Consider the following 12401-nt stretch of genomic DNA (forward strand, 5'->3'; position numbering starts at 1 on the left):
ATTAAGCCCCTGCCCCGTCGAAAGGACGTCTATCGATGACCGCTAGCCGGACCGTCGCACTCACACCCCACTTGTCGGATTCACTGACCCGGGCGGGTCATCTGATCAGCCGTTACGGCCTGGTGATCGTCTTGGCCTGGATCGGGTTCGGCAAGTACATCAAGATGGAATCCCGTGTCCTGATCCAGCACAGTCCCCTGATGAGCTGGATCTACGACTTTCTCAGTTTCACCGCGGTTGCACGCGCGCTGGGGACGATGGAAATCGTTGCGGCCCTTCTCATCGCGCTGTACCCGATCTGGCCGCGGGTGTCCGCGCTGGGTAGCGCTCTGGCGATCGTACTGTTTTTGGGCACGCTGAGCTTTCTGTTCACCACCCCGGGGGTGGTTGCCTACCACGCCGCCGGGTTACCGGTGCTCTCGGCGCTGCCGGGGCAATTCCTGCTCAAGGACCTGGTGCTGATCGGCGTCGCGGTGTGGACGCTCGGTGAGGCGCTGCGCAAACAGCGTTCCGCGGATCATCCGCTTGGCTGAGGTCAGCGCGGCCCGGTAGGCCTGCGGCCGTAGGCTGTCGGCCTGCTCGGACAGTCCCCGCACCAACGCGCAGATAGCCTCGGCCGCCGACCGGGTGTCGGTCTCGGCACAGAGCGTGCCACTGCTGCGCGCCTCGCCGACGATTTCGGTGACGACGTCGTGTAAGGCCCTGGATCCGGGGTATTCTGCGGCGCCGCAACGGGATTGGGCCGTGCTCTCGGCGCGCAGCGCGCGCAGGAAACCGGTCAGGTAGGGATAGTCACGGATCAACCGGGCGGACTCGTCAAGTACCGCGTCGATCCGGTCGGCGACATGGTCGTGCTGCTGACCGGCCGACCGCAGCCGGGGCGCCACGATCGCCTCGATCTCCTCGCCGGTCGCCGTCAGCAGCGCCGACTTCGTCGGGAAGTAGTGGTACAGGCTGCCGCTGGTCATGCCCGCGGCCCGCGCGATCTCGCGGATCGTCGCCTGGGAGTAGCCGACCTCGGCCACGCAGCGCATGGCGGCGGTGATGATCCGTCGCCGGGTCTGCTCGCTATCCGCTCCCACGGGGCGACCCAGCGTGGTCATGTCTCGTCCGGGCGATGCACGCCGTTGTCGCGACGAATTCGCCAGATACGCTTGCGCCGCGTCAAGAAGTAGTCCGCCGTGAGGCTTTCGCCGAGGCGCCAACCGCGCCACCTGGCCAGCAGACACAGCCCCGCGCCGACCGCGATCCCGGCCAGCTCGCCGTAGGGCGCCAGGCCGTGGCGGGCCAGCAGTACCACCGCGGCGCTGGCCGCCACCGCCGGCGTCGCATAAAGGGTGTTGCCGCCGAAGATCGCCGGGGTGCGATGCACCGCCAGATCGCGCAATGCCCCACCGCCGACGGCGCTGACCGTGCCGAGTAAAACAGCTGGGAGCCAAGACAATCCGGCTGCAAGCGTCTTCTCGGCACCGGCCACGGCCCAGGTACCCAAGGCCAGCGCATCGATGACCGGATAGGTCAGTGACCAGAGTCGGGCGCGCAGCGGTATCAGAAACGCGACGGCCGCTCCCAGCAGGGCGATCACCACGTAACGCGTGTCGGTCAAGGCCACCGGCGGTCCGTGCTGCAGCAGCGTATCGCGGATCACGCCGCCGCCGAGTCCCGACAGAATCGCGAGCGCGACGAATCCCACGGGGTCCATGCGGAATTCGCGGGCCACCACGCCACCGAGCACCGCATTGACGAACACACCCGACAGGTCGATGGCCCGGGAAAGCTCGCCCAATGCGGGGTTCACGGACGCTCACCCACCGCGCACCTCCGGGAATCAATCGGTGGATCAAATATATTCGACTGCGGAACTACGCCCAGGGTCGAAGGGTGGGCAACCATGCGACCGAGCAACCGACGGGGTCGTCCCGTTGGTGCCGACGGAGACGAGACCCGCCGGCGCATCACCGCCGCGACCATGAAATGCGTGGCCGAGGTGGGGTATGCCCGGGCCACGATCCGTGAGATCGCCCGCACGGCGGGGGTGACCAGCTCGACGCTGTACAACTACTTCCCGAACAAGTCCGCGTTGATCGAGGCGGCCGTCGCGGCCAGGACCGACACCGCGATGCCGCGGCTGCGCCGTGCCGCTGATGGCCCCGGTGACCCGGGCGACCCCGGCCATCCCGGCCACCCCGGCAATATTGTCGCGCGGTTCGAAGCGGTGCTCGACGAATGCGGCCGGCTGATGCGCGAGTACCCGGACCTGGCGGCGTTCGAGTTCGCGATCCGAGCCGAGGCGTCGTTGCCGCGGAAGCCGAAGCCTCGAGGCAAACCCGAAGATCGGGGGTTCGAGGCGTTTCGCGCCCTTATCGACGGGGTGGTCAGACAGGCGCGCGAGCGCGGCGAGCTCGATGCTCAATCCGATCCGGCGGGCGTAGTCGCGGCGATTTATGCACTCGTCTACGGCCTGACGGAGCTGGCCGCCACGCTGCCCGCCGAGGACTACCACGCCGCGCTGGGCGCGGCAAAAGTACTGGTCCGGGGCACCCTGCTGGGGACCGGCAAACCTCCTCCTTGATGCGATCAAGCGGTTGATTTCCTTGATACGATCAAGCGATTGATTATAGAGTTGATCCCGACGAAGCGGAGTGGGGACTTGACCGAAATTGTTGGGAGCGCATTCGACGTCGACGCGCTGCGGCGCAAGTATGCGCAGGAGCGCGCCCGACGCCTGCGTCCCGACGGCATCGACCAATATGTGGAGATCGCCGGCGAATTCGCCGCATTCGCCGAAGACCCGTGGGCCGACGCGAAATTCAGTCGCCAACCGCGCACCGACGAAGTCGACGTGGCGATCGTCGGCGCCGGCTTCGGTGGGCTGCTGACCGGTGCGCGGCTACGCGAACTCGGCGTCGAGAAGGTGCGCTTGATCGACCGCGCCGCCGACGTCGGCGGCACCTGGTACTGGAACCGTTACCCGGGCATCGCCTGCGATGTCGAGTCTTACGTGTACATGCCCCTGCTGGAGGAACTCGGCTACCTGCCCACCGAAAAATACGCCAAGGGCGCGGAGATTTTCGCGCACTGCCAGCGCATCGCCCGGCGCTACGACCTGTACCGCGACGCATGCCTGAGCACAGAGGTACGCGAAATCCGCTGGGATGCAACCCAATCGCGCTGGATTGTCCGCACCGACCGCGGCGACGTGATGCGCGCCAAGTTCGTCTCGATGGCCAACGGCTATCAGGCGAAACCCAAATTGCCCGGCATCCCCGGCCTCGGATCGTTCGGCGGCCACGCCTTTCACACCAGCCGGTGGGACTACGGCTACACCGGCGACAAGCTGCAGAAGCTGGGCGGCCTGCGGGTCGGCATCATCGGCACCGGTGCCACCGCGATCCAGTGTGTGCCGCATGTAGGGGCCGCCGCCGGGCACCTCTACGTCTTCCAGCGCACGCCGTCGTCGGTCGATGTGCGCGCCAATCGGGCCACGGATCCCCAGTGGGCCAGCACGTTACGGCCCGGTTGGCAACGCCGGCGCATCGAGAACTTCCAGATTTTGACCGCGGGCGGCCAGGCGCCCGAGGATCTCGTCGCCGACGCCTGGACGAGCATCACCCGCAAACTGCCGGTGATGCGGCACGACAGCGACGGGACGGCGGACGGGGCGCAGCGCAGCCGCGACGTCGAGCTCGCGGACTTCGCCAAGATGGAGGAGATCCGGGCCCGGGTCGATGCCATCGTGACCGACCGGGCCACCGCCGAGGCGCTCAAACCGTGGTACGGGTACTTTTGCAAACGCCCCTGCTTTCACGACGAGTACCTGCAAACCTTCAACCGCGACAACGTAACCCTGGTCGACACCCGCGGTCGTGGTGTGCAACGGATCACCGAGGCCGGGGTGGTGGTCGACGGGCTGAGCTACGAGCTGGACTGCTTGATCTTCGCCACCGGCTTCGAGGTGGGCACCGACTACTGTCGGCGCACCGGGTTCGAACTGATCGGTCGCGACGGCGTCACCCTCACCGAGCGGTGGCGCGACGGCGTCCGAACCTTCCAGGGCTTGTGCACCAACGGTTTTCCGAACTGCTTCATCGAAAGCATCGCCCAGGCCGGGTTGACGGTGAACTTCCCGTACCTGCTCGACGTGCAGGCCCGCCACGCGGCCTGGATCATCGCCTGGGCCCTGCAACACAAGGCCACCGAGATCGAAGCGACACCGGCCGCCGAGGCCGCGTGGGTCGACACGGTGGTTGCCCGATCCGCCGCCTCCGCCGAGCGGGCCGAGACCTGCACACCGGGCTATTACAACCGGGAAGGCCGGGCCGACGCCAAGACGCGGCAGGGCAGCTTCTTTTTCGGCGCGCCAACCGAATACGCCGACATCCTGCGGGACTGGCGGGGGGGCGGCGGTCTGGTCGGTCTCGAGGTTCGCGGCGCCGAGGCCGAGCCGTGACATACCTGCTGGGGCGCGTCCGGGCGGCGACGCGACACCGGCGCCCGCCGAAGGTGGCCATCATCGGCGCCGGTTTCGGCGGGTTGGCCGCGGCGGTGGCGTTGCGGCGCGCCGGCATTGACGACCTGGTGATTGTCGAGGCCGACGACGGCGTCGGCGGTACCTGGCGGCGCAACACCTATCCCGGCGCCGCTTGCGATATCCAGAGCCACCTGTACTCGTTCTCCTTCGCCCCCAACAAATATTGGAGCCGCACCTATGCGCGCCAGCCCGAGATCCTGGCCTACCTGGAGGCGGTGGCCGACGATTTCGACCTGCGCCGCCACTTGCGGCTCGGCACGCGGGTGCGTTCCGTGGCATGGAATGCCGATGCTTGCGGCTGGGATGCGCAGCTGGAACATCACGGGCACGCCAGCACATTGAGCGTCGACGTGGTGGTCTGCGCCGTCGGCCTGTTCGGTTCGGTGAAATTTCCCGACCTCACGGGCCTGCGCGATTTCGCCGGTCCCGTCATGCACACCGCGCAGTGGGATCACGACATCGAACTTGCCGACCGGACGGTGGCGGTGATCGGAACCGGAGCCAGCGCAGTGCAACTGGTCCCCGAGTTGGCGAAGACCGCCGGCCGGGTAGTGGTCTTCCAGCGCACCCCGCCGTGGATGGTTCCCAAAGACGACCGACCTTACAGCGCAACGGAATTGGCGCGGTTCCGGCGTAATCCCTTTGCGGTGCCACGCACCCGCTGCCAGATCTGGAAGTTCCAGCACGACAACACCGCGACCTTCGCCGACGACCCGGTTGTCACCGCACGCAGCCAAGTCGCCACGTCGTTTTTGGAGCGCACCGTGGCCGACGCCAGCCTGCGCGCCGCCTTGACGCCGGACTACCCGTTCCGCTGCAAACGCGTGCTGCTCGGCGACGAATATTACCTTGCGCTGCAACAGGATAACGTCGCTCTCGTCACCGACCCCATCGAACGGATCACCCCGACGTCGGTGCTCGCCGGCACCGGTGCCGTCGACGTCGACGTGATCGTGCTGGCCACCGGATTCGAGACGGCGCGCTACCTGTCGGGCATCGACGTGGTGGGGCGCGGTGGCCGCCAGCTGCACGAGCACTGGGGCGATGATCCCCGCGCGTATCTGGGCGTCGCGGTCGGCGGGTTCCCTAACTTCTTCATGCTGTACGGGCCCAACACGAACCAGGGCGGAAACTCGATCGTCTACATCCTGGAGGCGGGTGCGCGGCTGGTGGCCAGCGCGGTGACCCGACTGGCCCGTCGAGGCGGCTACCTCGAGGTGCGGCCCGAGGCGGAAAGACGCTACAACGACCGACTCTCACGGGATCTGGAACGGACGATCTGGACGCGCTGCGACAGTTACTTCCGTTCGCCGACGGGGCGCATCGTCACCCAGTGGCCGTACACCGAGCTGGAATACGCCCGCCGCACATGGCGCCTGCGGCCCCGAGATTGGTTGCATTACACCGGCGCCGGGCCGGCGTGGCGGGCACAGCCGAACGGTCTTGTCGGCAGCCGGTAGGCACCTACCCGGTCTGGTCGCCGGCCGCTACCCCGGCACGCTCGGTCATCGAGGCGACCACGCCACCGTCGTTGAGGATGTCGGTGCCGGTGAGGTAGCCGGCCTTGTCGCTGGCACAGAACGCCAGCAGCTCGCCCATCTCCGCGGGCGTGCCCCAGCGTGGGATGGCGGCGTTGGTCACCATCGCGCCGGCCCCGGCCTGTTCTTCCAGCCGGCCCATCTCGGTGTCGATCGAGCCCGGTGAGACCGAGACGATACGCAAGCCGCGCGCGCTGAACCGCTCGGCCTGGGACTGGCTGTACCACTTGACGAAACTCTTGCTCACCGCATACGCGAGACCCGATCGCGCCTCCTGCGGCGCGATTTCGCACGCTGCCAGCATGGCGTCGATGAATGCGTCGCGATCCCGCAGCGCCAGCCGAAACTGTGTCGTCGGCGTGACCTCCGCGGGCAGCAGGTGCGCCGCCATCGAGGCGACGTTGACCACCGCGGCGCCCTCGCCGGCCGCCGCGTAGAACGCCTCGTCGACATTGAGGGTGCCGATGGCGTTGGTCCGCAGCACATAGTCGGCCGGTCCCATGCTCGGGCTGACCCCGGCGGTGTGGATGACCGAAGCCAGCGGGCCGAGTGCGCGGGCGGTGTCGAGCACGTCTGCAACCGCATCCCGGTCGGTAACGTCACAGTGGACGGCAGTCGGCTTTATCCCGAGGTCTTGCAGTGTTGTGACCGCGGCGGCCAATCGGTCTTGCCGCACGTCGCACAGCACCACGGTGTGGTCGCGGCCGACGACCTTCGCTGTGGCGACGCCCATGCCGCCCGCGCCGCCGGTGATTACCGACACTCGATTCATACCTGGACGGTATACGCAGCGCGATTGTGGACCGTCGCGGGTCAACCTGAAGCCCGGTGCCGGCCCTCGCCCCGCGTCCAGCCGCGCGTGGCCAATACCCGGGCGCATCGAGCTCATCTCCGCCCCCGTGCTTCGCCGACTGATGGTGAAGCGAGGCGGGTTCCCCCAACCCGCCCAGGATTTCGTCATCGGCAGCGGGGCGCCGGGACCGAGTTCCTCGAGGCAGCAGCTTGCGTCACGGAGGGTCTTGCGTGGTCTGAGCCAGCCGGGACACGACGTCCGTCAATGACGCCCCGCCGAGCAAGTCCGCGACATCCAGTTCGTGGTCCAGCGCGATCTTGACCCGACGCCGGAACTCGAGTGCCTGCAACGAATCCAGGCCCATCGCAACCAGCGGCAGGTCGGTGTCGACCGGATCCTGGTTGGCCACACCGAAAGTGTCCAGCAGGATGCCGCGCACCGTGCTGGCGACGTCGGTCGGCCCACCGGCGACGACCGCCCGGTGGGCGGGTGAGGTCAGTTGCGAAAGCAGCGGCCCGTAGCCGTACGGCTCGAGCATCAGCCGGGCGCGATCCAGCTCGAGGGCCATGACGATGGCATTGTGACGCAGCGGGGCCAACCCCACCGCGAGTGCGTCGGCGGGCGGCATGGGGATGACGCCGATGGCGGCCAGCTGGGCGATGACGTCGGCGTCGAGGTCGAGGTGTACCTGCCACTGACCCCACTGCAGGGAAACACAATCCAGGCCCCCGGCGCGGAGCTCGTGCGCCATGGCGTCCAGCATGCGGTTGCTCGCCGCGTAGCTGATCTGTCCGCGACCGCCGATCGTCGCCGCCACCGAAGAGCAAAACAGCAGCCGGCAGCCCGCCGACCGCGGGTAGGCTTCCAGCACCTGAGCGATTCCGACCACCTTGGCGCCCAGCGCCCGGTCCAGCTGTTCGGCGGTGAGGTCCGGGGAGTCGGCGGCCGAATAGTCCACGGCGGCATGGATTATCAGATCCGCTGGGGTGTCGTGGTGCGCGCGAGCGAGTTGGGCCACCGCAGCCGGGTCGCGCACATCGCAGGGCGTCACCCGCACCTGCGTCCGGTTCGCGTGGGCCGAACCGATCTGGCGCAGTCCGGCCTCGACCGCGGCCGTCGCGCCTGATCTGCTGACCAACGTGATCAGACGCGCTCCGCGCCGCAGGTAGTGCTCACAGAACTTCAGGCCGAGGTGCCCGGTGCCGCCGATGATGAGCACATGATCGGGCGGCACACCAGCGGAGTCGACGGGAATATCGCGGTGCGCCAACCGCTTTGCATAGAGGGCATCGCCGCGGCGGGCCAACTCCGGCTCGTCCCGGGTATGTATCGCGGCCAGGATCGCGTTCGCCGACTCCGGCGTCGTCAAATCGGCGGGCAGATCGAGATGCTTGAAACCGACGCCCGGGTATTCGGCCCCGATGCTGCGAAAACCCGCACTCGCGGCGGCATGCACCGGGTTCGGTGGTGCGTCGTCGGCCAGCACCACCTCACCGGCCACCGTCACCAGCCAGCAGTCGGCGCCGGCACCGGCGAGTCGGGGTAGCCAGGTGCGGTCGGAGAAAAGCGCGGTGACCTCCTCGGCGGCGGCACGGTAGTCCGTGCGGGCCGACCGGGGAAGCAAGATCACCAGGGTATCGAGATCTGCTCGTGCACCGGTGTCTTCACCGTCGATCGGGTGAGCGGTGGCGCCCATATCGGTCGCCGCAGCGCACAGAGCGGCAATTAAGTCCGGCTGCGCCCGGGTGTAGTCGACGAAACCGATGGTGCGCGGCGGCACCAAGGAGCGGCGCGACAGCCGGACCCATTCCTCGGCGAACAGTTGGGGTCGTGCGATCGGCGCGGCCGGGTTGGGGTCCGGCGATGTGCCGGTGACCTGCTCGCCGCCGGCCAGCCACAGCCGGGTCTCGCTCATCCGGGTGTTGGGGAAGTCGAGCAACGGAAGTGGTGTGGGCCCGTCGGTGTCGGTGCGCAGGCACGACCACGGGTAGTCGGCGTGATGAACTGCCAGCACCGCAAGACTGCGGGTGAACGCGGTCAAGTCGGTGACCGTGCGCTGCGACGTACCCACCACCAGGGGGTTACCGTTCGTCCTGGCCGCTGCGATGTTGTCCTGCATGGGCAGTTGCAACGTCGGGTGTTCGGCGAGTTCGACGAAGGTATCGGCGCCACGGGATATCGCGGCCGCGATTGCCTTGTCGAACCGAACGATGTTGCGCAGGTTGGAAAACCAGTACTGTCCGGTGGGTGTGCCCGCCGTGAGGGCGGCGCCGAACGTGGAGCCGAAACACTCGGTGCTGGTCTGCGGAAAACTGCGGTCTTGCAGTTGTCGTTGCAGGTCGGCGAGCAGCGTGTCGCCGACAGTGTCGATTCGGCTCGTGTGCGCGGGGAACCGGACGTCGATGACCCGGGCGAAGACGCCGCGCTCGGTCAACGTGTCCACGACACCCTGGATCGTGGCGCGTTCGCCCGAGATCCCCAGCATGCCAGGCGAATTGATGACCGATAACTCCGCCCAGCCCGAGCAGCGTGCCAGCAGGTCTGCGCAGGTGTGGCGGTCGGTGGCGACGACCGCCATGGCGTAGTCGCCGGGGGCGAACTCCTCGGCCGCCCGCGCGCGTAGGCCCACCACCGTGACGGCGTCGGCCAGCGAAACTCCGCCCGCTACGTAGGCCGCGGCAATCTCTCCTTGGCTGTGCCCGATCGTGATGTCCGGTGTGATCCCGAACGACCGCCACATCGCCGCCAGCCCGGCCATCTGGGTGAACAGCGCCGCCTGGATGGTGAGCGCGTTCCCGTCATCCGGGATATGTTGATCGATAAGGTAATTCAGCGGCGACCGGCCCAGTCGGGCCTCGAATGCCTGGGCGCAGTGCTCCGCTTCCGAACGGAAGGCGGGGACCGAGTCATAGAACAGTCGTCCCATGCCCGGATGTTGTATTCCCTGCCCGGGGAAGACGTAGGCGAGTCGTCGGTGGGTGGCGGGTGTTTCGGCACGGACCACCGAAGGATGGTCGAACTCCCCGGCGATCGCGCGCAGCGCGGCCAGCAGGTCGGCCCGGACGCCGGCCAGCACCAGAGCACGGTGTGGGCGGGCGGTGCGGGTGCGAAACAACATCGCGGCAATGGCCTGTGGCTCGACCTCGGGATGGTTTGTGGCATAAGACAATAGCGCGGCAGCTTCGTCGCGCAACAGTTCCCGGGTGTTCGCCGACAGCAGGACGGGGATCGTGCCGTCCGGGAGTCGGTAGGTGCAAACGGTCACTTACTCACCCGGCGAACCAGCAGGCATGGCGATGAGCGCGTGGGCATTGGCGCCGCCGGCGCCGAACGACGACACCGCCCCGTATCGGATGCCGTTCTTCGGTTGCCAGCGGTGCAGTTTCGTGGCCAGCTGCACACCCGTGCGGGTCCAGTCAACCTTTGTGGTGGGATTGTCCGAGAACAGGGTCGGCGGTATGTGACCGTGTTGGCCGGCCAGCAGCACCTTGATCAGCCCGAGTATCCCCGCCGCCGCCTGGGCGTGCCCGGCGTTCGATTTGATCGAGCCCAGGAAAGCCTGCGATCCCAACGCGCCGTAGGTCTCGAACAGGGCGGTCAACTCCACCGGGTCGCCGGCGCGAGTCGCGGTGCCGTGGCCCTCGATCATGCCCACATCGGTCGCTTCGACTTCCGCCGCGTCCAGTGTCTTTCGGATCACCTGCTGTTGCGCGTGCGCACGGGGAACCAGGATCGGCTGGCCTTTTCCGTTGTGGTTGGTGCGCACGGCGAGAATGCGCCCGTAGATCCGGTGGCCCAGCCGGCGCGCGCGTGCTTCGGTCTCGACGAGCAGCATTCCCGCGCCCTCGCTCCACACCGTGCCGGTGGCATCGTCGGCGTAGGCGCGGCAATGCCCGTCCTCGGAAAGGGCGTTGAGGCGGGCGAACTCGTAGAAGGCCAGCGGCGATCCCATCACGCACACCGCACCGGCCAGCGCCCATTCGCATTCGCCGCTCCGAACGGCGTTGGCCGCCAACTGAAGTGCGGCCAACGACGAGGCGCAGGCGGAGTCGACGCACAGCGACGGGCCGGTCAGGCCGAGGCAGTGCGAAATGCGGGCCGCCGCCCCGAGTTGCCCGAGACTGACGACCCGATGTCCACTGACCGCGTCGGCGGCGGTGCCGGGCGGCCCGTACGCATACGGCGACATGCCGACGAAGCAGCCGCCGTCCTCGCCGTCCAGCGCATCGGGATTGATTCCCGCGTTTTCCAGCGCCTTCCAGGCCACCCGCAGTGCAACCCGCTGCTGGGGATGCATCGCCACAGCCTCGCGGTGCGTGACGCCGAACAAGGACGGGTCGAAAGTCGCTGCGTTGTCCAAAAATCCGCCCGCATCACACACCTGCCCCCAGCCGTCGAGCCGTGACACGGTCAGCAGATCGTCGATGGGCCAACCGCGGTCGCGCGGAAGGGCGCCGACGAGTTCCCGCGCTTCGGCAAGCGCGGCCCACAGGCCACCCAGGGTGTCGATCCCGCCGGGTGCCTCGACGGCCATGCCGGAAATGACGACGCTCATAGCAACAGCTTCGAGACCGCTTCGAGGTGGGATTCCAGGTAGAAGTGTCCGCCGTCGAACATGGTGACCGCCACCGCGTCGGCGTGCTTACCCCAGTCGTAGAGATCGCCCAGCGTGACGTTCGGGTCTCGATCCCCGGCCAGGGCGTGAACCGGTACGGCGACCCTGGCGCCCGGCGCGCAGCGGTACGCATCGAACGCCGCATAGTCGGCCTTGACCACCGGCAGCGCCAGCCTCATGATCTCCCGGTTGGCGAGCACGGCGGCGTCGGTGCCCTGCAGCGCTGCCAGATGGTCGAGCAGATCGTCATCGTCGACGGGATGGGGCGGCTTGTCGGCCACCCGGCACGGGGCGACCGCGGCCGAAACGTTGAGACGCCGCACCTCCATCCCGCTGGCTTCGGCGAGCCGCACGAATTCGAACGCCACGATGGCGCCCATGCTGTGGCCGAACGCGACGACCGGGCGCCCGGCGTGCTGGGACGCCGAGAATTCCTGGAATGCCCCCGCCGCCATGTCTTCCAGTGAGCCGAGCAATGGTTCGTTCGCGCGGTCTTGACGTCCGGGGTACTGGAAAACGATGACGTCGAACTGCGCACTGCAAAGCTTGGAGAATTCACGGTAGGCGGAGGCACCGGCCCCGGCATGGGGAAAAGCGAGCAGCGAGGTGCCCTTCGCCGGTTCCGCAGGGTGGAACTGCCGCATCCATCCCAGCCCGCGCGGCATGCAACCACCTCGATCCTGTCAACCCGCCCGGCGGCGTACGGACCGTGTGCCCACCGGCCGCACCGCCCCCGCGCGTGCATGCACCGGGGCGTCCGGGTACCGCGGGCGTCCGCGAGACGATAACGTAGCGAAGGCTAACATAACTTCAGCCGCGACCAGTTGTCGCTCGGATGAGCGCCGATGAAGCGTCGTGCCAACCGAATCGCGCGGTCGCCCAGGCGGGCCGGCGGCGGTCTCGCCGATGAACGGAGAGTGAGTT

Annotated in this window: 9 protein-coding genes and 1 pseudogene; 4 read left to right on the top strand and 6 right to left on the bottom strand. The window is 67.9% G+C overall.

Annotated features, from left to right (window positions below; translation table 11 throughout):
* The first annotated feature begins 35 nt into the window (after nucleotides 1-35).
* Nucleotides 36-533: a DUF417 family protein gene (locus AWC25_RS04335; RefSeq protein ID WP_084229194.1), complete on the top strand. Its 498-nt coding sequence runs from the start codon at nucleotides 36-38 to the stop codon at nucleotides 531-533.
* Here AWC25_RS04335 and AWC25_RS04340 read toward each other — a convergent pair.
* A pseudogene (locus AWC25_RS04340) lies at nucleotides 471-1103 on the bottom strand (TetR/AcrR family transcriptional regulator); the annotation flags it as partial. The gene AWC25_RS04335 and the pseudogene AWC25_RS04340 overlap by 63 nt on opposite strands.
* The gene (locus AWC25_RS04345; RefSeq protein ID WP_069399397.1) at nucleotides 1100-1798 is read right to left on the bottom strand and encodes a trimeric intracellular cation channel family protein; all 699 of its coding nucleotides are present in this window, start codon (nucleotides 1796-1798) and stop codon (nucleotides 1100-1102) included. The pseudogene AWC25_RS04340 and the gene AWC25_RS04345, both read right to left, overlap by 4 nt.
* A 93-nt stretch (nucleotides 1799-1891) precedes the next feature.
* Between AWC25_RS04345 and AWC25_RS04350 the strand changes: the two genes are divergently transcribed.
* The 3 genes from AWC25_RS04350 (at nucleotide 1892) to AWC25_RS04360 (ending at nucleotide 5991) form a co-directional block, all read left to right on the top strand.
* Nucleotides 1892-2572, top strand: coding sequence for a TetR/AcrR family transcriptional regulator (locus AWC25_RS04350; protein WP_069399398.1), 681 nt, complete (start codon nucleotides 1892-1894; stop codon nucleotides 2570-2572).
* A gap of 78 nt (nucleotides 2573-2650) precedes the next feature.
* Nucleotides 2651-4450 (top strand): flavin-containing monooxygenase, encoded by a 1800-nt coding sequence (locus AWC25_RS04355; RefSeq protein WP_085166404.1) that lies wholly within the window; start codon nucleotides 2651-2653, stop codon nucleotides 4448-4450.
* The gene (locus AWC25_RS04360; protein ID WP_069399400.1) at nucleotides 4447-5991 is read left to right on the top strand and encodes a flavin-containing monooxygenase; all 1545 of its coding nucleotides are present in this window, start codon (nucleotides 4447-4449) and stop codon (nucleotides 5989-5991) included. The genes AWC25_RS04355 and AWC25_RS04360 overlap by 4 nt, the downstream gene beginning before the upstream one ends.
* 4 nt (nucleotides 5992-5995) lie before the next feature.
* On the opposite strand, the gene AWC25_RS04365 is transcribed toward AWC25_RS04360, so the two are convergent.
* The 4 genes from AWC25_RS04365 to AWC25_RS04380 form a co-directional block, all read right to left on the bottom strand.
* Nucleotides 5996-6841 (bottom strand): SDR family oxidoreductase, encoded by an 846-nt coding sequence (locus AWC25_RS04365; RefSeq protein ID WP_085166405.1) that lies wholly within the window; start codon nucleotides 6839-6841, stop codon nucleotides 5996-5998.
* 235 nt (nucleotides 6842-7076) lie between these two features.
* Nucleotides 7077-10127, bottom strand: a complete 3051-nt coding sequence (nbtC, locus tag AWC25_RS04370; protein WP_085166406.1) for a nocobactin polyketide synthase NbtC — start codon at nucleotides 10125-10127, stop codon at nucleotides 7077-7079.
* Nucleotides 10128-11417 (bottom strand): beta-ketoacyl [acyl carrier protein] synthase domain-containing protein, encoded by a 1290-nt coding sequence (locus tag AWC25_RS04375; protein ID WP_085166407.1) that lies wholly within the window; start codon nucleotides 11415-11417, stop codon nucleotides 10128-10130. It lies immediately after the preceding gene.
* Nucleotides 11414-12142: a thioesterase II family protein gene (locus AWC25_RS04380; protein ID WP_069399403.1), complete on the bottom strand. Its 729-nt coding sequence runs from the start codon at nucleotides 12140-12142 to the stop codon at nucleotides 11414-11416. The genes AWC25_RS04375 and AWC25_RS04380 overlap by 4 nt, the downstream gene beginning before the upstream one ends.
* Nucleotides 12143-12401: the final 259 nt, after the last annotated feature.

The organism is Mycobacterium sherrisii, assembly GCF_002102355.1.
GTDB classification, from domain to species: Bacteria; Actinomycetota; Actinomycetes; order Mycobacteriales; family Mycobacteriaceae; genus Mycobacterium; species Mycobacterium sherrisii.